This is a genomic window from Pseudomonas sp. BIGb0176 (assembly GCF_024810175.1).
GTDB lineage: Bacteria > Pseudomonadota > Gammaproteobacteria > Pseudomonadales > Pseudomonadaceae > Aquipseudomonas > Aquipseudomonas protegens.
In genome coordinates, this window is record NZ_JANUEC010000001.1 from 2,263,729 (window position 1) to 2,283,184 (window position 19,456).

The 19,456-nt window shown below is 65.8% G+C and carries 18 protein-coding genes; 3 read left to right on the forward strand and 15 right to left on the reverse strand.

From position 1 onward, the window contains the following. Positions 1-669 (reverse strand): ABC transporter ATP-binding protein, encoded by a 669-nt coding sequence (locus M2395_RS09855; RefSeq protein WP_123430381.1) that lies wholly within the window; start codon positions 667-669, stop codon positions 1-3. Positions 670-833: 164 nt separating this feature from the next. On the opposite strand from M2395_RS09855, the gene M2395_RS09860 reads away from it, so the two are divergent. Beyond that, positions 834-1,382, forward strand: coding sequence for a YniB family protein (locus tag M2395_RS09860; protein ID WP_019093656.1), 549 nt, complete (start codon positions 834-836; stop codon positions 1,380-1,382). Positions 1,383-1,424: 42 nt separating this feature from the next. Here the strand turns inward: M2395_RS09860 and M2395_RS09865 are convergent, their stop codons facing one another. The 10 genes from M2395_RS09865 to pedF all read right to left on the reverse strand — a co-directional run bounded on the left by M2395_RS09865 (position 1,425) and on the right by pedF (position 12,839). Then, entirely contained in the window at positions 1,425-3,152 is a 1,728-nt protein-coding gene (locus tag M2395_RS09865; RefSeq protein WP_015635023.1) for a NahK/ErcS family hybrid sensor histidine kinase/response regulator, read from the reverse strand. After that, positions 3,136-4,299 (reverse strand): alcohol dehydrogenase-like regulatory protein ErcA, encoded by a 1,164-nt coding sequence (ercA, locus tag M2395_RS09870; protein WP_077933796.1) that lies wholly within the window; start codon positions 4,297-4,299, stop codon positions 3,136-3,138. Before ercA ends, M2395_RS09865 begins: the two co-directional genes overlap by 17 nt. A gap of 226 nt (positions 4,300-4,525) precedes the next feature. Further along, complete coding sequence (pqqB, locus tag M2395_RS09875; protein WP_077933795.1) at positions 4,526-5,440, reverse strand: pyrroloquinoline quinone biosynthesis protein PqqB; 915 nt, start codon at positions 5,438-5,440, stop codon at positions 4,526-4,528. 61 nt (positions 5,441-5,501) lie between these two features. After that, positions 5,502-5,573 (reverse strand): pyrroloquinoline quinone precursor peptide PqqA, encoded by a 72-nt coding sequence (gene pqqA, locus M2395_RS09880; RefSeq protein WP_011060521.1) that lies wholly within the window; start codon positions 5,571-5,573, stop codon positions 5,502-5,504. Between the two features lie 274 nt (positions 5,574-5,847). Beyond that, a complete protein-coding gene (locus tag M2395_RS09885; protein WP_015635021.1) occupies positions 5,848-7,368 on the reverse strand; it encodes an aldehyde dehydrogenase family protein in 1,521 nt (506 codons plus the stop codon). 377 nt (positions 7,369-7,745) lie between these two features. Further along, positions 7,746-9,521 (reverse strand): PQQ-dependent alcohol dehydrogenase PedH, encoded by a 1,776-nt coding sequence (gene pedH, locus M2395_RS09890; protein ID WP_123430379.1) that lies wholly within the window; start codon positions 9,519-9,521, stop codon positions 7,746-7,748. 231 nt (positions 9,522-9,752) lie between these two features. After that, on the reverse strand, positions 9,753-10,682 hold the full coding sequence (locus M2395_RS09895) for a quinoprotein relay system zinc metallohydrolase 1 (RefSeq protein WP_123430378.1): 930 nt from the start codon (positions 10,680-10,682) through the stop codon (positions 9,753-9,755). Between the two features lie 35 nt (positions 10,683-10,717). After that, positions 10,718-11,488, reverse strand: a complete 771-nt coding sequence (locus M2395_RS09900) for a quinoprotein dehydrogenase-associated SoxYZ-like carrier (RefSeq protein ID WP_077933793.1) — start codon at positions 11,486-11,488, stop codon at positions 10,718-10,720. Between the two features lie 8 nt (positions 11,489-11,496). After that, positions 11,497-12,372 carry an ABC transporter substrate-binding protein gene (locus M2395_RS09905; RefSeq protein ID WP_123430377.1) on the reverse strand — a complete coding sequence of 292 codons (876 nt, stop codon included), beginning with the start codon at positions 12,370-12,372 and terminating at the stop codon, positions 11,497-11,499. 5 nt (positions 12,373-12,377) lie between these two features. Continuing rightward, positions 12,378-12,839 carry a cytochrome c-550 PedF gene (gene pedF, locus M2395_RS09910; protein ID WP_077933791.1) on the reverse strand — a complete coding sequence of 154 codons (462 nt, stop codon included), beginning with the start codon at positions 12,837-12,839 and terminating at the stop codon, positions 12,378-12,380. A 254-nt stretch (positions 12,840-13,093) separates the two neighbouring features. Between pedF and exaA the strand changes: the two genes are divergently transcribed. Both exaA and M2395_RS09920 read left to right on the forward strand, forming a co-directional pair. Beyond that, entirely contained in the window at positions 13,094-14,989 is a 1,896-nt protein-coding gene (gene exaA / locus M2395_RS09915; RefSeq protein ID WP_123430376.1) for a quinoprotein ethanol dehydrogenase, read from the forward strand. Positions 14,990-15,067: 78 nt separating this feature from the next. Then, positions 15,068-15,727 (forward strand): pentapeptide repeat-containing protein, encoded by a 660-nt coding sequence (locus tag M2395_RS09920; RefSeq protein ID WP_077933790.1) that lies wholly within the window; start codon positions 15,068-15,070, stop codon positions 15,725-15,727. Positions 15,728-15,808: 81 nt separating this feature from the next. Here the strand turns inward: M2395_RS09920 and M2395_RS09925 are convergent, their stop codons facing one another. The 4 genes from M2395_RS09925 to M2395_RS09940 all read right to left on the reverse strand — a co-directional run bounded on the left by M2395_RS09925 (position 15,809) and on the right by M2395_RS09940 (position 19,456). Further along, positions 15,809-17,071 carry a type II toxin-antitoxin system HipA family toxin gene (locus M2395_RS09925; protein WP_053150467.1) on the reverse strand — a complete coding sequence of 421 codons (1,263 nt, stop codon included), beginning with the start codon at positions 17,069-17,071 and terminating at the stop codon, positions 15,809-15,811. Next, complete coding sequence (locus tag M2395_RS09930; RefSeq protein WP_053150465.1) at positions 17,064-17,381, reverse strand: helix-turn-helix domain-containing protein; 318 nt, start codon at positions 17,379-17,381, stop codon at positions 17,064-17,066. The genes M2395_RS09925 and M2395_RS09930 overlap by 8 nt, the downstream gene beginning before the upstream one ends. Before the next feature lie 162 nt (positions 17,382-17,543). Next, a complete protein-coding gene (locus M2395_RS09935) occupies positions 17,544-18,185 on the reverse strand; it encodes a response regulator transcription factor (protein WP_053150463.1) in 642 nt (213 codons plus the stop codon). Then, positions 18,185-19,456, reverse strand: a complete 1,272-nt coding sequence (locus tag M2395_RS09940) for a sensor histidine kinase (RefSeq protein WP_053150460.1) — start codon at positions 19,454-19,456, stop codon at positions 18,185-18,187. Before M2395_RS09940 ends, M2395_RS09935 begins: the two co-directional genes overlap by 1 nt.

Genomic DNA, 19,456 nt, shown 5'->3' on the forward strand with positions numbered 1-19,456 from the left:
TCAGGCCCCGCCCGCTGCGGCCAGGCGGCCACGCTGCAGGACCACGGTGTGTTGCAAACGGCTGGCCACGCGCTGGCTGTGGGTCACCATCAGCAAACTGGTGGGGCTGTCGGCCAGCAATTCCAGCAGCAAATCCAGCACCTGGTCACTGGTGGTTTCATCGAGGCTGCCGGTGGGCTCATCGGCCAGCAACAGCCCGGGCCTCGACGCCAGGGCCCGGCCCAAAGCGACCCGCTGCTGCTGGCCGCCGGACAACTGCTCGGGGTAGCGGCGCAGCAAGTCCCCCAGGCCCAGGCGTTCCACCAACTGCGCCTGCCAGCGCGGATCGAAGCGCCCGGCCAGGCGCGCCTGGAAACCCAGGTTGTCCTCGACCCGCAAGCTGCCGATCAGGTTGAACTGCTGGAACACCAGGCCGACTTCGGTGCGGCGCCAGTTGGCCAACTGGCTTTCGCTCATGCGCTCCAGACGCTGGGCGCCGATGCAAATGCTGCCGCCATCCACCCTGTCCAGCCCGGCCACCAGGTGCAGCAAGGTGCTCTTGCCGCTGCCGGATTCGCCCATCAGCGCCAGGCTGCTGTCCTGCCCCAGGTGCAAATCGACACCCTGCAGCACCGCCAGCGGCCCCTGGGGGGTGGCATAGCTCTTGAACACTCCTTGCACTTCCAGCATGGGCTGACTCGTCCGACCTGAAGGGGGCTCAAGGATAACCCGTGTCGCCCATGGCACCAGCGCAAACCTGCAGCGCGGCAACCGATGAACCAGGGCGCGCCCCTATCGCCCAGCGGCCACGGAATATAGTATTGCGGCCCGTTTGTTCATTGCAGGAAGCACCCATGACCTACACCAGGGCCCAATTGCAGTACCGGCTGTACATCGCCGCAGGCGCACTGTTGTTTACCGGTGCCTTGATCTCGACCTTTTTCTCGACCCTGAAAATGCTCTACTGGCGCCTGGACAGCTACACCACCATGGCCTCGACCATCAACCGCCCGATCAAGTATTTCGTGTACCAGGTCAATGCCAACACCCAGCCTTTGAACTGGTTCTGGGACAACAGCCCGACGCCCAGCTTCCTCGACCTGAGCTACTCCTCCCACTGGAAATTCCTGGTGATCTATCTGCTGATCTTCGTCGGCGCGGCGCTGTTCGCCACGGGCCGGGGGATGATACGCAAGGTCGAAGAAGTCGAGCCGCTGATCGAGGCCCAGCTCCAGGCCCCGGTGGAGGAAGGCGTCCCCGCCAAGACCCTGCAACAGCTGGAAGACTCGACCCTGGTGGGCAAAGCGCCGTCGTTCTTCAGCCAGACCCGCCTGCTGGTGGTCTGGCCCCTGGGCTGTGCAGCGGTCTACCTGGGCCTACTGTGGATGCTGCGCATCATCTGAGCCCCGCGCGGCGCATCGATTTAGCCGCCCCCCTTGCCACCACTAGCCCAGCAACTGGCTGAGCACGGCCCGCAACTTGCCCGGCTTCACCGGTTTGTTGAGCAGCGGCGCGCCCAGTTGCTGCAAGGCGCGGCGGCACTGGTCGCTGCGGTCGGCGGTGATGATCACCGCCGGCAGCGGTTGTTGGAAATGCTCGCGCAAGCGCCTGACCACCTGGCAGCCGGTGACCCCGTGATCCAGGTGGAAGTCCGCCAGGATCAACTCCGGCGCCCGGCCCTGCAGCACCTCCAGGGCCGCGGCCTGATCGGTGGCGGTCAGCACCTCGCAGCCCCACTGGCCGAGCAGCGCGGCCATGCTTTCAAGAATGCTCAACTCGTTGTCCAGCACCAGCAGGCGCCGCCCCGGCAGCGGGTTGCCGGTGCCCGGCTGCGGCGCCTGCTGGCTCAAGGGCAAGGGCACCCGGGCCGCCAGGGGCACCTCGATGCTGAACCGCGAACCGTGCCCCGGCCGCGACGCTACCTGCACCCGATAGCCGAGGATCTTGGCGATGCGCTCGACAATCGCCAGCCCCAGGCCCACCCCTTTGCGGTCGGCGGCGCGGCCTACATCCAGCTGGTTGAATTCAAGGAAAATCGACTCCAGGCGGTCGGCGGCAATGCCGCGCCCGGTGTCCCACACCTCCAGCCGCAACTGGTCGCCCCGGCGCCGCGCCGCCAGCAGGATGCTGCCGCGCTCGGTGTAGCGGCAGGCATTGCTGAGGAAGTTGCGCAGGATCCGCGTCATCAGCCGCAAGTCGGTGAACAGGGCAAAATCACCGAAGCGCACCCGCAGCCCCAGCCCCGCCGCCTCGGCCACCGACTGGAACTCGGAAACCAGGGGCGCGAGCATTTCATCCAGGCGGTAGGTGGCCAGGTCCGGCTTCACCGCCGCCTGATCGAGCCTGGAAATATCCAGCAGGTCGGTGAGCAGGTCCTCGGCGCCTTCCAGGGCCTGGTGGGTGCGTTCCACCAGCAGTTGCTCCGGGGCCGGCAGGCTGCGCTCGCGCAGGGTGGAAATCAGCAGGCGTGCGGCATTCAGAGGTTGCAGCAGGTCGTGGCTGGCGGCGGCCAGGTACTTGTCCTTGCTGCGGTTGGCCGCCTCGGCGGCGTCCCGGGCCTCGCGCAGGTCGCGCTCAATGCGCTCGCGCCGGGCGATCTGCTGCTGCAGGTTGCGGTTGGCGTCCAGCAACTCATCGGTGCGCGCCGCCACCCGCTGCTCCAGCTGGTCGTTGAGCTGTTCCAGGTGCTGCTGGGCCAGCTTGCGCTCGGTGATGTCGGCGACGAACCCTTCAACCAGCCCGTCCTGGTCGGGCTTGAGCAACAGGTTCATCAGCACATCGATGCTGCTGCCGTCCTTGCGCCGCAGCTGGGTTTCGTAACCCAGCAGGCTGCGCTGGTTCTGCAACTGCTCGCCGATGGCCGCCAGTTCCCCAGCGCCGCCCACGAACAGGTTGCCCGCCAGGTCGGCCAGGGAAAACAGCACTTCCTGGGGGTCCTGATACCCCAGCATGCGCGCCAGGGCCGGGTTGGCGGCACGCATGCCGGCCTGCAGGCTGGCCTGGAAGATGCCGTGCACCGCGTTCTCGAACAGCCACTTGTAGCGGTTGCGCTCGGTTTCCAGGTCTTCCAGGCGCGCCGCCAGTTCCGGGTAATGGCTCTTGCGCGCCGAGTGGTTGCCCAGCCCCAAGAGCCCGGCCAGGGCCCGTTGCTGTTCGTCAGAGGGCCTCGCCATAGACCACCTCGACATCACGCTGGCTGGATTCACGAGGGTTGGTGAGGATGCATGGGTCGCCCATTGCGTGCTGCGAGAGGAACGGAATATCGCTGCTGCTGACCCCATGCAGGCCCAGGGTCTCGTGGAAGCCGATGGCGCGCTTGAGGGCGATCAGGTGCTCCACCAGGCGCCCGCAGATCTGCCGCTGGTTGAGCCCGCGGCAGTCGATGCCGAAAGTCTCGGCAATCACCTTGAAGCGCTCCGGCGCCGCGCTGTAGTTGAAGGCCACCACATGCTCCACCAGCACCGCGTTGCACAGCCCGTGAGGCAGGTCGAGAAAGCCCCCCAGGCTGTGGGACATGGCATGCACCGCGCCTAGGATCGCGTTGGAGAACGCCAGCCCGGCCTGCATGCTGCCGAGCATGATCTTCTCGCGCAGGGCGATATCCGCGGGGTTGGCGATCATCTGCACCAGGTTGCCATTGATCAGGCGCATGGCTTCCAGGGCGTGGGGATCGGTCAGCGGCCCGTGGCCGGTGGAAACGAAAGCCTCGATGGCATGCACCAGGGCGTCGATGCCGGTGCAGGCGGAAAGGAAGGGGTCCATGCCCTGGGTGGTTTCCGGGTCGATCAGCGACACATCAGGGACCACCGCCTTGCTGACGATGGAGAACTTCATCCGCTCCTGCTGGTTGGAGATGATCACGAACTGCGAGACATCCGCCGAGGTGCCGGCAGTGGTCGGGATCATGATCAGCGGGGGGCTGGGCATGCGGATGGTGTCCACCCCCTCGAACTCGAGGATGCTGCGCCCGTGGGCGGCGACGATGCCGATGCCCTTGCCGCAATCCATGGGGCTGCCGCCACCGACCGCGACGATCACATCGCAGGCGTTTTCCCGGTAGATCTGCGCGCCGTGCATCACCTCCTCCACCCGCGGGTTGGGCGACACCGCGCTGTACAGGCAGTACTCGACGCCCTGGGCCAGCAGGCTGGCCTCGACATCGGCGACCCAGCCGGCGGCGATCACCCCGGGGTCGGTGACCACCAGCACCTTGCGCGCACCGAAGGTCTTCGCATAGTTGCCGACGTTATGCCGGCAACCGGCACCAAAGATGATTTCCGGGGACACGAACTTGCGCAGCAGACTGAGATTCTGGCTCATGGGGGAAGCCTGTTTTCTTATTGTTCTGGAGAAGAACGCCAGCCTAAAGCATCCGTTGCTGAAAGCAATCCGACCATTGGGTGGTGGTGATCCGGCCCCTGCCCGTCTCTCCCCTGTAGGAGCCGGCTTGCCGGCGAAGGCGGTCTTGCGGGCCCCTTCGCCAGCAAGCTGGCTCCTACGGTATGTAGCGTACGGCGTGTGGTGCATGCGACGTGCGCTGTGCAGATCAGAGGTGAACATCCATGCCGTCGTACGCCACTTCGATGCCGCGGCGGGTCAGTTCGGCGTGCTCGGGGGAGTCCTCGTCGAGGATCGGGTTAGTGTTGTTGATGTGGATCAGCACCTTGCGCGCCCGGGGAAAGCGCTCCAGCACCTCAAGCATGCCGCCGGGGCCGCTTTGCGCCAGATGGCCCATCTCGCTGCCCAGCTTGTCGCCGACGCCACAGACGCGCATTTCATCGTCGCGCCACAAGGTGCCGTCCACCAGCAGGCAATCGGCGCGCTCCATCCACGCCAGCAGGGCCTCATCCACCTGCCCCAGACCCGGGGCATAGAACAGGCTGGCGCCGCTGCGCCGGTCCTCGATGAACAGGCCGATATTGTCCCCCGGGTGCGGGTTGCCGCGATGGGGCGAATACGGCGGCGCGCTGCTGCGCAGGGCAATCGCCCGCAGCGCGATGTCCGGGCAGGCCGGCAGGCTGAATTCCCGGCCATCGAGGTGGATGGGCTGCCACTGCAAGCCGCCGTTCCAGTGGCTGAGGATGTTGAACAGGGGGAAGCCGCTGCACAGGTCCTGGTGGACCATCTCGGTGCACCAGACCTGATGCGGGCAGCCTTCGCGCAGGCTGAGCAGGCCGGTGCAATGGTCGATCTGGCTGTCCAGCAGGATCACTCCGGCCAGGGCGGTGTCCCGAAGCTGTCGGGCCGGTTGCAGCACCGGAAAGGACTCCAGCTGCTGGCGAATGTCCGGGGAGGCGTTGCACAGGATCCACTCGCTGCCCTGGTCGCTCAGGGCGATGGACGACTGGGTGCGGCGCCGGGCGCGCAGGCTGCCGTCGCGCACGCCGGCACAGTTACGGCAGTTGCAGTTCCACTGGGGAAAACCGCCCCCCGCCGCGGAACCGAGAATGCGGATATGCATGAGGTGCTCCTGAAGGGCAAAAGGCTCCGGCCGACACCAGTACCGGCCGGAGCGGGACGGCTCAGCGGTTGGCGAAGTACATGGTCACTTCAAAGCCGATACGCAGGTCGGTGTACGCGGGTTTATGCCACATGGGGTCAAGCCTCTTGTTGTGCCGGGGGATTCCGGTAAAGGCATTAATGCACGGGGAGCGCGGGGGCCGAATGCTACTTTGGGACGAACCGGCGGGTGCGTTGGTAGGGGGAAATGGGGGTGGGCTTGCGGGCCCCTTCGCCAGCAAGCTGGCTCCTACAGGGATGGCAGTGCTGCGCCCACAACGCACACGGGGAGGTGCCCACCCATGAGCCCTCCCCGTGTCCGTCCCGCACAAGCGCGGCGGCACCCAACCACCGCGCCTGTTGTTGCCCTTAGAAGAAGCCCAGGGGGTTGATGTCGTAGCTCACCAGCAGGTTCTTGGTCTGCTGGTAGTGGTCGAGCATCATCTTGTGGGTCTCGCGGCCCACCCCGGATTTCTTGTAGCCACCGAACGCGGCGTGGGCCGGGTACAGGTGGTAGCAGTTGGTCCACACGCGGCCGGCCTTGATCGCCCGGCCCATGCGGTAGGCGCGGTTGATGTCGCGGGTCCACAGCCCGGCGCCCAGGCCGAACTCGCTGTCGTTGGCGATCGCCAGGGCCTCGGCTTCGTCCTTGAAGGTGGTCACGCCCACCACCGGGCCGAAGATCTCTTCCTGGAACACGCGCATCTTGTTGTGGCCCTTGAGCAGGGTCGGCTGGATGTAATAGCCGCTGGCCAGGTCACCTTCCAACAGCTCGGCGGCGCCACCGGTGAGCAGCTCGGCGCCCTCCTCCTGAGCGATCTGCAGGTAGGAGAGGATCTTCTCGTACTGCTGCTGCGACGCCTGGGCGCCGACCATGGTCTCGGTGTCCAGCGGGTTGCCGCGCTTGATCTTGACGATCTTCTTCATCACCTCGGCCATGAACGGCTCGTAGATCGATTCCTGGACCAGGGCCCGGGATGGGCAGGTGCAGACTTCCCCCTGGTTGAAGAACGCCAGCACCAGGCCTTCGGCGGCCTTTTCGATGAACTTGGGTTCGGCCTGCATGATGTCTTCGAAGAAGATGTTCGGCGACTTGCCGCCCAGTTCGACGGTGGACGGAATGATGTTCTCGGCGGCGCATTTCATGATGTGCGAGCCCACCGGGGTCGAGCCGGTGAAGGCGATCTTGGCGATGCGCTTGCTGGTGGCCAGGGCCTCGCCGGCTTCGCGGCCAAAGCCCTGGACGATGTTCAGCACCCCGGCCGGCAGCAGGTCGGCGATCAGCTCGGCGAAGACCATGATCGACAGCGGGGTCTGCTCGGCGGGCTTGAGCACCACGCAGTTGCCGGCGGCCAGGGCCGGGGCCAGCTTCCAGGCGGCCATCAGCAGCGGGAAGTTCCACGGGATGATCTGCCCGACCACGCCCAGGGGTTCGTGGAAATGGTAGGCGGTGGTCAGTTCGTTGATCTCTGCGGCGCCGCCTTCCTGGGCACGAATGCAACCGGCGAAGTAGCGGAAATGATCGGCGGCCAGGGGCACGTCGGCGTTGAGGGTTTCGCGCACGGCCTTGCCGTTGTCCCAGGTTTCGCTGACCGCGAGGATCTCCAGGTTCTGCTCGATGCGGTCGGCAATCTTCAGCAGCACCAGCGAACGGTCCTGGGCGCTGGTCTTGCCCCAGGCATCGGCGGCGGCATGGGCGGCGTCCAGGGCCTTGTCGATGTCCGCGGCAGTGGAGCGCGGGAATTCGGCGATCACCTCACCGTTGACCGGCGAGGTGTTGCTGAAGTACTGGCCGTCCACCGGCGGCACGAACTGGCCACCGATGAAATTGCCGTAGCGTGGCTTGAAGGACACGACGGCGCCTGGGGTTCCGGGTTGTGCGTAGATCATGCTGGGCCTCTGCTGGTCGATGCCTGTCCACGACAGGCGATGGCTCGATGGTAGAGAGCCCCGCGTGCCGGACGAATGCATCGTTGGCAGGGGGGCTCTCGTCATTTGGTCGTAGGTTGATTGCCCTGTGCGGGAGCCGGCTTGCCGGCGAAGGCGCTCTTGCGGGCCTCTTCGCCAGCAAGCTGGCTCCTACGGTCGGCAGGGATATCGCTAGGGCTTTGTAGGAGCCGGCTTGCCGGCGAAAGCGCTCTTGCGGGCCTCTTCGCCAGCAAGCTGGCTCCTACGGTTGGCAGGGATATCGCTAGGGCTTTGTAGGAGCCGGCTTGCCGGCGAAAGCGCTCTTGCGGGCCTCTTCGCCGGCAAGCTGGCTCCTACGATTAGCGTTTGCTCACCAGGTCCTTGGGCAGCTTGAAGGTCCAGAGCATGCCGCCCTGGTTGAAGTCCTTGACCCGCTTGGCCACTTCGCCTCCCCACAGCGGCACCGCGCCGCCCCAGCCGGAGAGCACCGAGACGTACTGCTCGCCGTCCATTTCCCAGGTCACGGGCGAGCCCAGGACCCCGGAGCCGGTCTGGAATTCCCAGACCTTCTCGCCGGTCTTGGCGTTGAACGCCTGGAGGAAGCCCTCAGGCGTGCCGGTGAACACCAGGTTGCCCTTGGTGGTCAGCACCCCGCCCCACAGCGGCGCGAAGTTCTTGTGGCGCCAGACTTCCTTGCCGCTGATGGGGTCGATGGCCCGCAGCACGCCGATGTAATCCTCGTTCAGCGGCTTGATGGTGAAGCCCGCGCCGAGGAACGCCGCGCCCTTCTTGTAGGCGATGCCTTCGTTCCAGATGTCCATGCCCCATTCGTTGGACGGCACATAGAACAGCCCGGTGTCGCGGTTGTAGGCCATGGGCATCCAGTTCTTGGCGCCGAGGAAGGCCGGGGCGACGAACACCGAGCTGCCCTTGGCTTCGCTACCCGGGGCGCCAGGGCGGCTGGCCTCGTTGTAGATCGGCCGGCCGTTCTTATCCAGGCCGGTGGCCCAGGTGATCTTGTCGACAAAGGGGAAGCCGCGGATGAATTTGCCGTTGGTGCGATCGAGCACGTAGAAGAAGCCGTTGCGGTCGGCGGTGGCGGCGGCCTTGATCTCCTTGCCGCCTTCCTTGTAGTTGAAGGAGATCAGCTCGTTGACGCCGTCGAAGTCCCAGCCGTCGTGGGGGGTGCTCTGGAAGTGCCACTTGATGGTGCCGTCGTCCGGGTTCAGGGCCAGGCGCGACGAGGAATACAGGTTGTCGCCAGGGCGCAGGTGGGAGTTCCACGGCGCCGGGTTGCCGGTGCCGAACAGCAGCAGGTTGGTTTCCGGGTCGTAGTAGCCGCCAAGCCACGGCGCCGCGCCACCGGTCTTCCACAGGTCACCCGGCCAGGTCTTGCCCGCCTCGCCACCGGAAATGCCGTTCTCGATGGCCTTGCCGTCCTTGTACACGTAGCCCATGTGGCCTTCCACGGTGGGGCGCATCCACAGCAGCTCGCCGTTTTTCGGGTCGTAGGCCTGGATCTTGCCGACCACGCCGAACTCGCCGCCGGCCACCCCGGTGATCAGCTTGCCGTTGACCATCATCGGCGCCGCGCTGATGGAATAACCCTCTTTGTGGTCGGCGACCTTCTTGCTCCACACCACCTTGCCGGTGTCCTTGTTCAGGGCCACCAGCTTGGCGTCCAGGGTGCCGAAGAACACCAGGTCGCCGTACAGCGCCACGCCGCGGTTGATCACGTCGCAGCAAGGGCGGATGTCGTCCGGCAGGCGCGCGTCGTACTGCCAGAGCTTCTTGCCGGTGCGCGCGTCCACCGCGAACACCCGCGAGTAGGAACCGGTCATGTACATCACCCCGTCCTTGATCAGCGGCTGGGCCTGCTGGCCGCGCTGCTTCTCGCCGCCGAAGGAGAAGGCCCAGACCGGCCGCAGCTCCTTGACGTTATCGACGTTGAGCATGTCCAGCGGGCTGTAGCGCTGGCCCTGGACGCCCAGGCCGTTGGTGACGATCTGCTGCGGGTTCTTCGGGTCCTGGAGGATCTCTTCATCGGTGACGGCGGCCAGGGCCGCGCTGGACAGCAGCATGGCGCTGAGCACCAGGCTCACGGCGAAAAAGGGACGACGTGGGGGTTGGGTCATGACGGCTACCTCGGCGGTTATTGTTGTTCCCGGGAAATTTTCCCGGTCTGCCGGGAATTCTTGGTCCCGGCCTGCCTGCCAACAATTGCCCGCAGTGCGGAGTTTTCTAGTTCCTTGGTACAGGAGCGGCCGCCGACGCCTACAAAACCCCACCCGATCTCCCTGCCTACCGTAGGAGCTGGCTTGCCAGCGAAGGGGCCCGCAAGACCGCCATCGCCGGCCAGCCGGCTCCTACAGGCCGTCGATACGCTGCAGGCGCTGGCGTTCGTAACGCGGGTACAGGTGGCTGACGCTGCGGATCAGCTCATAGCGGGTCAGGCTGATGCTGGCAAAACGCTCGGGGATCGGGCGGCGGATCATCTCCGCCATGTCGTCGCCCTGGGCGGCGCCGTCGCGCATCAACCCGTCCAGCCAGCCCAGGTAGTCGCGCATCTGGGCAAAGGGCCGGGCATCCGTCGCCACCGGGCCATGGCCAGGCACGATCAGTTTCCACGGCAAGGCCTGCAAGGTGTCCAGGTCCTTGCGCCAGACCCCGAGCCCCGGGCTGTTGGGGGTGGTCAGCGCGCGCTCGTAGAACACCAGGTCACCGGCAAACAGCACCCCGGTGTTCTCGTCGAGAATCGCCAGATCAGCGCCGGTGTGCCCACTCAGGCCCAGCAAGCGCAAGCGATGCCCGCCCACCTCAAGCACCCCGGGCTCAAGCACCTGGGTCGGCAGCACCACCTCGGTGCCGCGCATCCAGTCGCCGACCATGCGGTACATGTTCTCGGCCATGGCCTCGCCCTGCTGGCGCAGCAGGTCGCTGGTGCCGGCCAGGGCGCCGATGGGCACGTCGCCAAAAGCCTGATTGCCCAGCACATGGTCGGGGTGATGGTGGGTCAGCAGCAACTGGATCACCGGCTTGTCGGTGGTGGCGGCAATCGCCCGGCGCAAGGCTTCGCCGTAGCGTTTCGACGGCCCGCTGTCGATCACCACCACCCCGCTGTCGGTGACGATGAAGCCGGTGTTGACGATGTTGCCGCCATTGGCCTTGGCGAAGTTGTCGGTGCTGCCTTCCAGCAGCCAGGTGCCCGCGGCGATCTGCCGGGGCTTGAGTGGATAGTCCAGGTCGGCCCGGGCCGGCAGGCCCAGGCAAAGCAGCAACAGCAGGATCCAACGCATGGCGCGCCTCGGCTCGGGTGGGTCAAAGGATGCGGTCAGGGCAGCCTGGCCTCGAACTGGTTGCCGCTGTTGTCGCGCAACAGCAAGCGGGTCTGCCCCGGCCCCAGGATATCGAACGCCAGGTTGGGGTTTTCGCTGACCGCCGGGAACAGTTCGAGGCTGGCCAGGCGCTGGTCGTTCTGGTCGCGCAATTCGGCGTGGTTGAGAAAGAATTCGGGGACGCCGCTGACCAGGCCGTTGTCCATCGGGTGGGACACTTGCAAGCGCAGGCGGCTGGCATCCCCACGGGGATAGCGCCCGCCCAGCACCTCGCCGATGTGCTCCTCCCAGCCGGGCTGGGTGCGCACCACGCTGGGGGCGGTACAGCCGCCGCCCGCGGCATCGATCAGGGTCGAGCCCACGTGCCACAGGCCATCGCGGGTCAGCACCGCGGCGCGCAGCGGCGTGGCCTGCTCGATACGGATGCGGATCGACAGCCAGGGCAGCACTCGCTCCCCCGGTTCGAAATCGACGATGCGCGGCAAGGGGTTGAGCTCGGCCCAGGCAAGGATGCGTACCACCTCGCCGCCAAAGGCCCGGGCGTCGATCTCCAGGGGCACCTGCCGCGCATCCTCGGCAAAGGGCGGCGCCAGCAGCTTGACCCGGTCATCGAAGACGAACGCCGCCTCCCCCAGCAATTGCTTGTGGTAGAAGGCCCACATCACCGAGGGCACCGGGTCCGGGCCCGGGGCCTGCGGATCGGCGGCCAGCACCGGGGTCGCCAAGGGCAGCCAGCACGCCAGCAGACAGGTCGCTCGCCAGTTCATCGCAGCTCCTATTGATACATCTGTGGGACCTCGTAACGCAGGCCATAACGGGCGTACAGCGCCTGCAGGCGACCGTCGCGGATCAGCCCTTCCAGGGCCTCTTCCACGGCATAGGCCAGCTGGCGGTTGCTTTCATGCACCGCCATGCCGATCTCCCACACCTGCTTGCCCATGTTCGGGTAGGCGTTTTCCGCCAGGGTCAACTGCGGATCAGCGGCCTTATGCAACTGCCAGTCGATCTCGCCGCGCATGGCCATCACCGCGTCCACCTGCCCGGCCCGCAAGGCGCCGAACGCCTGTTGCACGCTGGGGTAATGGTGGGTCTTGGCACTGAGCATGCCGTTGAACACCGAGGTCAGGTAGAACGACGGCACGCTGTCCACTTCGACGCCAATGGGGTGCTCCTGGAACACCGCGACACTGGCCACCGCATCCAGCCGGCGGCGGTCGAATGCCACCTGCCAGCGCTCCTCCTGATAGGGGCCGAACATCACCACGTGATCGTTGGCCAGCTCCCCCAGTTCGTTGCGCTTTTGCGCGTAGTCGTGGTCGTAGGGCACGCGCATCATCAGGTCGGCCAACTGCTGGTGGCGCAGCGGGCTGCCGCGCCAGATGTAGTCGCGCAAATCGTCGTCGAGTTTCTCCCCCGGGGGCGCCCAGATCAGTTGCAAGCGCACCCCCAGGGCCTCGGCCAGGGCTTGCGCCAGCTCCACGTCGACGCCTCGGGGCTGGCCCTGGTCCTCGAAGCTGTAGGGGGCAAAATCCTCGTACACCGCCACCTTCAGTTCACCGGAGGCGATCATCGTGTCGTAGTTGCGCACCTCGGCCTGGGCCGTGGCGCAACACAGCAGCAGGCCAACCAGGAACAGGGCGAAGCGGCCCATGGCGATCACTCCTCGACGCGCACGCTGTCCAGGTAGGTGCGCACCGCCCACAGGGCTTCCTGGCTCAGGTAATCGGCCATCTTCGGCATGTACACCCGGCCATCGCGCACCGCGCCGTGGCGCACCCGCTCGACGAACCATTCATCCCCGGCTTCGCCGGCGTCGAGCATGCGCAGGTCCGGGGCGATACCGCCGGACTTGGCTTCCAGGCCATGGCAGGCGGCGCAGTTCTGGTTGTAGGCCGAAGCGCCGATTTCCACCGCCTTGTCGTGCTCGGGCGAGGTGCGGTACGGGTTGACCGCGGCCCAGCCGTCACCATCGACGCTCACCCCGGCATCCTTGATCGGCGTCAGGCCCTTGGTCTCCACCGCCTGGGGCACCACGTTGCCATGGGCCCATACGGCACCGGTGGCCAAGGCACCGGTCAGCAGCCCTACCACGAGCAAGGCGTTGCGTTTTGTTGTCATTGTTATGCCCTCAAGATTGCACGCAAGACCTCAGCTACAGAGGCCATGGCGCCATCTTAGAAACAGCCGGAGGGCGGCCGTATGCTGCTTTGGTGGCCGCGCCCTACTCCCTTGGTAGTAGGGCTTGTGGCGCGGGCCTAAATCAGGTGCCGCCCGGGAACTATTCCCGGCAAGGGCGGGACTTTTTCCGTATCTCAAAGCGCCTCGCGCGGCAGACCCTAGTCAGGCCAAAACCTCCACTGGGAACCGCAACCATGACAATAAGATCGCTACCCGCCCTCTCCCCCCTGAGCCTTGCCGTCCAGGCCCTGCTGCTGGCCGGCAGCCTGTCCCTGGGCGCGGCGGCCACAGCGGCCACCGCCCCGGCGGCACCTGCCGGCAAGAACGTGACCTGGGAAGACATCGCCAACGACCACCTGACCACCAAGGACGTACTGCAGTACGGCATGGGCACCAACGCCCAGCGCTGGAGCCCCCTGGCCCAGGTCAACGACAAGAACGTGTTCAAGCTGACCCCGGCCTGGTCCTACTCCTTCGGCGACGAGAAGCAGCGCGGCCAGGAATCCCAGGCCATCGTCCGCGACGGCGTGGTCTACGTCACCGGCTCCTACTCGCGGGTGTTCGCCCTGGACGCCAAGAGCGGCAAGCGCCTGTGGACCTACAACCACCGCCTGCCGGACAACATTCGCCCGTGCTGCGACGTGGTCAACCGCGGCGCGGCGATCTACGGCGACAAGATCTACTTCGGCACCCTCGACGCCCGGGTCATCGCCCTGGACAAGAACACCGGCAAGGTGGTGTGGAACAAGAAGTTCGGCGACCACAGCGCCGGCTACACCATGACCGGCGCCCCGGTGCTGATCAAGGACAAGACCAGCGGCAAGGTGCTGCTGATCCACGGCAGCTCGGGCGATGAATTCGGCGTGGTCGGCCAGCTGTTCGCCCGCGACCCGGAGACCGGCGAAGAGGTGTGGATGCGGCCCTTCGTCGAAGGCCACATGGGCCGCCTGAACGGCAAGGACAGCACCCCCACCGGCGACGTCAAGGCGCCGTCCTGGCCCGACGACAAGACCACCGAAACCGGCAAGGTCGAAGCCTGGAGCCACGGCGGCGGCGCCCCTTGGCAGAGCGCCAGCTTCGATGCCGAAACCAACACCATCATCGTCGGCGCCGGCAACCCCGGGCCGTGGAACACCTGGGCGCGCACCGCCAAAGACGGCAACCCCCACGACTACGACAGCCTGTACACCTCGGGCCAGGTCGGCGTCGACCCAAGCACCGGCGAAGTGAAATGGTTCTACCAGCACACGCCGAACGACGCCTGGGACTTCTCCGGCAACAACGAACTGGTGCTGTTCGACTACAAGGGCAAGGACGGCAAGGTGGTCAAGGCCACCGGCCACGCCGACCGCAACGGCTTCTTCTACGTGGTGGACCGCAACAACGGCAAATTGCAGAACGCCTTCCCCTTCGTCGACAACATCACCTGGGCCAGCCACATCGACCTCAAGACCGGCCGCCCGGTGGAAAACGAAGGCCAGCGTCCGGCCAAGCCGCTGCCGGGTGAAACCAAGGGCAAGCCGGTGGAAGTCTCGCCGCCGTTCCTGGGTGGCAAGAACTGGAACCCCATGGCCTACAGCCAGGACACCGGGCTGTTCTACATCCCCGGCAACCAGTGGAAGGAGGAGTACTGGACCGAGGAAGTGAACTACAAGAAAGGCTCGGCCTACCTGGGCATGGGTTTCCGTATCAAGCGCATGTACGACGACCACGTCGGCACCCTGCGCGCCATGGACCCGACCACCGGCAAGCTGGTCTGGGAGCACAAGGAACACCTGCCGCTGTGGGCCGGGGTCCTGGCGACCAAGGGCAACCTGGTGTTCACCGGCACCGGCGACGGCTTCTTCAAGGCCTTCGACGCCAAGACCGGCAAGGAGCTGTGGAAATTCCAGACCGGCAGCGGCATCGTCTCGCCGCCCATCACCTGGGAACAGGATGGCGAGCAGTACATCGGCGTGACCGTGGGCTACGGCGGCGCGGTGCCGCTGTGGGGCGGCGACATGGCCGAACTGACCAAGCCGGTGGCCCAAGGCGGCTCGTTCTGGGTGTTCAAGATCCCGAGCTGGGATAACAAGACCGCCCAACGCTGATCATCCCCGCCTTGTCTGTGGCGAGGGAGCCCGCTCCCTCGCCACACCCGCCTTCACTCCCGCCTGGAGAACCGCACCATGAACTACCTGCCCCTGGCCCTGCTGTTGGGCCTCTCCCCCGCCTTGGCCATGAACGTCGACGACGACGGCAACGACGTCCCGCTGACCATCAACGGCTGCCTGATCGCCGAAGCCAGCCAATGCCCCGGCGCCAACCTGCGCGGCGCCAACCTGGCCAACCAGGACCTGCGCAAGATGAACCTGGCCGGCGCCGACCTCTCCGGCGCCGACCTGCGCCACGCCCAACTGGACCTGGCCAACCTGGAAAAGGCCCGCCTGCAAGGCGCCAACCTGACCCGCGCCAGCCTGCAACAGAGCAACCTGCGGCTGGCGGACTTCACCGACGCCAAGCTGATGGCGATCCAGGGCTGGGGCCTGTTTGCCCAGGGCGCGCAATTCGAAAAAGCCGACCTCAGCGCGGCCTACCTGCAATTTGCCCGCCTGTCCGGGGCCAAGCTGCACCAGGCCAAACTGCGGGCGGCGGACCTGGAGATGGCCTGGTTGAGCAAGGCGGATCTGCAAGGGGCCGATCTGAGTGATGCCAATCTGCAGGAGGCGAAGTTTGGCGAGAGCAATCTGGAACGCGCCGACCTGCGCGGGGCGCGGCAGCACTATGGGAATTTTCAGGATGCCAATATGGAGGGGTGCCAGGGGTGTCCGGGGAGTTGGGATAAATAGGCCGTTGCCCCAGGCATGACCAAGCGCCTCGCTGTACCTGCTATTGGAACAATCGCCAGTTCAATAGCAGCTACAGCCACGCTAGCTGAGTCGCGCAAGGTTTTCGTCGATGCGCGCCTGAATCATGCTCAGGGTGTCCACGGTGATGCCACCCGGGAACCGGGACCGGGCGCTGCGGGTAAAGCCGCTGGCAACCTGGCAGATGTGCTCGATGATATCGGTGGCCTCCCTCACCGAGAGTTCCGCCTCCACCGCCGCGAGCCTGAGCAAGTGCTTGCGAGTGATGTGCAACGCCTCGCCCAATACGTCCATCTGGTGATAGCCGCCCGGCCCCTCGCAGAAGGTCACGTCGTAAGCCGGCGCCAGCTTCCACTGGCCGCTCGACGACATAAGGTAGGCAAAATTCTTCGGGTGGTCGTCACGGTTGTTGAACGCCACGTTGAACACAATCCGGGCAAAGGCCAGCGCCTTTTCCCGCACATCATTGCAGCAGTACTGGGTTGCCCGCAGGAAATTGCTGTAGTCCAGCGCCCCGGCTGCTCGGTAGTCCGCACCGGTAAAGGCGGCCAGGCTTTGCATGGGCACGCGCATGTCTTTGTGCCGGTCGAATCTTCGGGTGGCGAAGGCCGCCTGTCCATTGGGTAGCTCGAAGTGTTCACTGTCCGACGTTTCGATGGCGCATTCGCGCAAGCATTGTGCGTAGACAGCTTCGATAGCACAGACCTCGGGGTGTTCACCCGCTCCCGGGAACTTGATCAACCAGGCTTCCAGGCCAGATGCCGCCGCCGTGCTGAAACGCCCTCCCTCAGGGTCGCGATAGAGCAAGGCCTTGGGTCGAGCGCCCTGCGGCGAGCCGCCCATCCGCAGCAGTCGCTGCAGAAACTCCCCGCCCTGACCATGGAGCACCTCCTGAACTTCGGCAGCCAGTCGCTCAAGGGGAACCTCTTCAGGCGCCATGAACAGCTCCGGCGCCACAGGCTCGAACGACATCGCGCCCATGGCTTGGGTGCCGATATAGGTCAGTCGCTCCAAAGGACCAATCTGCGCGGGGTTGAGACCACGGCGTTTGAACAGGCGATCCATCAGCAACATGCCCCAACCGTCAGGCAGCGAGTCATAGACCGGCCCCGGCAGCCACAGTTGATGATCGGGAAAGTCCCGACGCAGCCTCGGGCCCTTGAGCGGCAAGCGCAAGGCCGACAGTTCCAGGCCGCGATCCTGTGCCTCCTCGCTGTACTCGAAGGCAATCAAGGGGCGGCCGGTCAGCGCCGTCGTGGATACCAGCGAACCCCAGCGCCAGTGCTCCCCCCAACCGTCGTAGTAGACATCGACTTGCTTAAGCATCGGCGGACTTCCTTTTGACGCGCTGCCGCTGGGCGCCCTGTTCATAACGGAGGATGTCGTCGAGGCTTTCCAGCTGCGGCAGGAATAATTGCTCCAGCTCGCGAAGACGCCCCAGCACCATCGCCACGCGAACCACGCTGTCGAATGCGACACTACGCCCGGCCTCCAGATTGGACAGGGTGCCAACCCCGATGCCGGCACGGGCGGCGACTTCGGCCTGAGTCATCTGCTGGGACAGGCGTTCCTGGCGCAGGCGGGTGCAAAGCAGCTTGAGCACCTCATCCGGCCTGGCAAGCGTTAAATTCAGCATATCGAGTGTTAAATCCTTAAATCTCACATAACACTCAAAATTATAGAGTTATGCTGGAAATTTATGAAGAACCCAATAACTTCATAAATCTGATTTTTATCCCGTGAATTAGCAAAATAATAAGCAAAATACTGAATTTATCTTGCCGCTTACCACTTGTAGCTAGCCGCTACTCACCCGCACCACCCCCATATCAATCCCCAAATGCACCAGTTCCGCATGGGAGCTGACCTGCAGCTTGCTCTTGAGCAAGGTCAAATGGTTGGACACAGTCTTGGCGCTGATGCACAGCTGCTCGGCAATCACCCGCGCCGGGGTGCCCTTGGCCAGCATCACGAAGATCTCCAGCTCGCGCTGGGTCATGCTCTGCAAACGCGGGTCGCTGCTGTTCTGCGCCGGGGTGCAGGCCAGTTGCGTGGCCAGGGGCTGTTCGATGTAGGCGTGCCCGGCCAGTACTCGGTGCACCGCTTCGATCAGCACCTGGGGCGCGGAGTTCTTGGTCAGGTAGCCCGAGGCGCCGGCCTCCAGGGCCTGGCGCACCAGGGGCAGTTCGTCGTGCATGCTGAAGAACAGCACCCGCAGTTGCGGCAGGCGCTGGCGCAGGCGGCGGGTGGTCTCCAGGCCGCTGATGCCCGGCAGGCCGAAATCCATGATCACCAGCTGCGGCACTTCTTCGGCGACCCGGGCCAGGGCCTCTTCGCCGCTGGCCGCTTCGCGCACCTGCATCGCCGGCAATACCGCGCGCAGCAGGCTGGCGTAACCCTGGCGGACCACGGCGTGGTCATCCACCAACAAGATGTTCATCAGGCCTCCATGGGCATGTTCAGGGGCATGTTCAAGGCCAGGGCCCAACCGGCGCCGGGACGGCTGAGGATGTGCAGTTCGCCGCCCAGGCTGCGGGCCCGTTCGGCCATCGAGTGCAGGCCGACGCCGGGGCGCTGGGGCTGGTGCGCGCCGCGACCGTTGTCGCGCACCAGCAGGCGCAGGCCCCGGGCGCTGCGTTGCAGGCGCACCCGTACCTGGCTGGCGCCGGCGTGCCGGGCGACATTGGTCAGCGCTTCTTGCAGCAGGCGGTAGAGGTGGGTCTTGCTGGCGCTGGGCAACGCTGGCAGGTCGGCGCCGACCCGCAATTGGCAGTCGATGCCCTGGCTGTCCTGCCATTGGCTCACCAGCAGGCCGAAGGCTTCGGCCAGCGGCAGGTGCTGCAGCACCACCGGGTACAGGTCCTGCACCAGGGCGCGAAAGCCTTGCTGCAAGCGCTCGCAGTTGAGCTCCAGGGCCTGGGCCGTGTGCTCCACTACCGTCGGCTGGTCGGCCACCATGCGCAGCAGGCAGACCTGGGCGCGGATGCCCGCCAGGTATTGCCCGAGGTCGTCGTGCAGGGTCTGCGCCAGGTAGGTGCGCTCGCGCTCCTGCACCGCCAGCAGGGCCTGGGTCAGTTGCGCGTTGTCGGCGCGGGTCTGTTCCAGGGTCGCGGTCATGCGGTTGAAGTGCCCGGCCAGTTGCCGCGCTTCCGGCAGGCCGGCTTCGCGCAGGCGCACCGCCAGTTGCCCGCCGGACACCTGCTGCAAGGCCCGCAACAGGTCATCCAGCAGGCCCATGCCGCGGCGCACCGCCCAGCGGATGGTCAGCAGGCTCAGGAACAGGGCCAGGCCGCACAGGCTCAACAGCTGTTGCAGGGAATCCCAGACTTCGTCGATCTCATCCCGCGCGTCCACGGCGATCAGCACCCGGCGGCCGTCGCCCAGGTCCAGCTCGCGGGCGCTGTGGCGGCGCTCGCTGAACAGCTGGCGGCCGAGCCAGGCGTCCAACCCGGCCTCCTCCGGCATGCGGGCCGCCTCGTCCGCCGCCAGCCAGTGCACCCGTACATGGCGCAGGCTCTGGGTCAGGTGCGGTTGCAGGCCCGCCGGGTTGCGCGCGGCGCTGTCGCTCAAGTACTCCACCACCGCCTCGGCGGACTGCAACTCACGCTCGACATCGGCCACCGCCTGGTGCAGCAGCAAGGCCGCGCAGGCCAGGGTCACCACGGCAAAGAATGCCGTGACCCACAGGTTGATCCGCCACAGCGCCGACAT

Excerpts from the sequence above, each read along its gene's own strand:
- M2395_RS09865 (WP_015635023.1), bottom strand. The coding sequence starts at position 3,152 with ATGGCGAGGCCCTCTGACGAACAGCAACGGGCCCTGGCCGGGCTCTTG.
- M2395_RS09855 (WP_123430381.1), bottom strand. The coding sequence starts at position 669 with ATGCTGGAAGTGCAAGGAGTGTTCAAGAGCTATGCCACCCCCCAGGGG.
- M2395_RS09930 (WP_053150465.1), bottom strand. The coding sequence starts at position 17,381 with ATGCTGAATTTAACGCTTGCCAGGCCGGATGAGGTGCTCAAGCTGCTT.
- M2395_RS09885 (WP_015635021.1), bottom strand. The coding sequence starts at position 7,368 with ATGATCTACGCACAACCCGGAACCCCAGGCGCCGTCGTGTCCTTCAAG.
- exaA (WP_123430376.1), top strand. The coding sequence starts at position 13,094 with ATGACAATAAGATCGCTACCCGCCCTCTCCCCCCTGAGCCTTGCCGTC.
- M2395_RS09860 (WP_019093656.1), top strand. The coding sequence starts at position 834 with ATGACCTACACCAGGGCCCAATTGCAGTACCGGCTGTACATCGCCGCA.
- pedF (WP_077933791.1), bottom strand. The coding sequence starts at position 12,839 with ATGACAACAAAACGCAACGCCTTGCTCGTGGTAGGGCTGCTGACCGGT.
- ercA (WP_077933796.1), bottom strand. The coding sequence starts at position 4,299 with ATGAGCCAGAATCTCAGTCTGCTGCGCAAGTTCGTGTCCCCGGAAATC.
- M2395_RS09920 (WP_077933790.1), top strand. The coding sequence starts at position 15,068 with ATGAACTACCTGCCCCTGGCCCTGCTGTTGGGCCTCTCCCCCGCCTTG.
- M2395_RS09905 (WP_123430377.1), bottom strand. The coding sequence starts at position 12,372 with ATGGGCCGCTTCGCCCTGTTCCTGGTTGGCCTGCTGCTGTGTTGCGCC.
- pqqB (WP_077933795.1), bottom strand. The coding sequence starts at position 5,440 with ATGCATATCCGCATTCTCGGTTCCGCGGCGGGGGGCGGTTTTCCCCAG.
- M2395_RS09935 (WP_053150463.1), bottom strand. The coding sequence starts at position 18,185 with ATGAACATCTTGTTGGTGGATGACCACGCCGTGGTCCGCCAGGGTTAC.
- pedH (WP_123430379.1), bottom strand. The coding sequence starts at position 9,521 with ATGACCCAACCCCCACGTCGTCCCTTTTTCGCCGTGAGCCTGGTGCTC.
- M2395_RS09925 (WP_053150467.1), bottom strand. The coding sequence starts at position 17,071 with ATGCTTAAGCAAGTCGATGTCTACTACGACGGTTGGGGGGAGCACTGG.
- M2395_RS09940 (WP_053150460.1), bottom strand. The coding sequence starts at position 19,456 with ATGTCGGCGCTGTGGCGGATCAACCTGTGGGTCACGGCATTCTTTGCC.
- M2395_RS09895 (WP_123430378.1), bottom strand. The coding sequence starts at position 10,682 with ATGCGTTGGATCCTGCTGTTGCTGCTTTGCCTGGGCCTGCCGGCCCGG.
- M2395_RS09900 (WP_077933793.1), bottom strand. The coding sequence starts at position 11,488 with ATGAACTGGCGAGCGACCTGTCTGCTGGCGTGCTGGCTGCCCTTGGCG.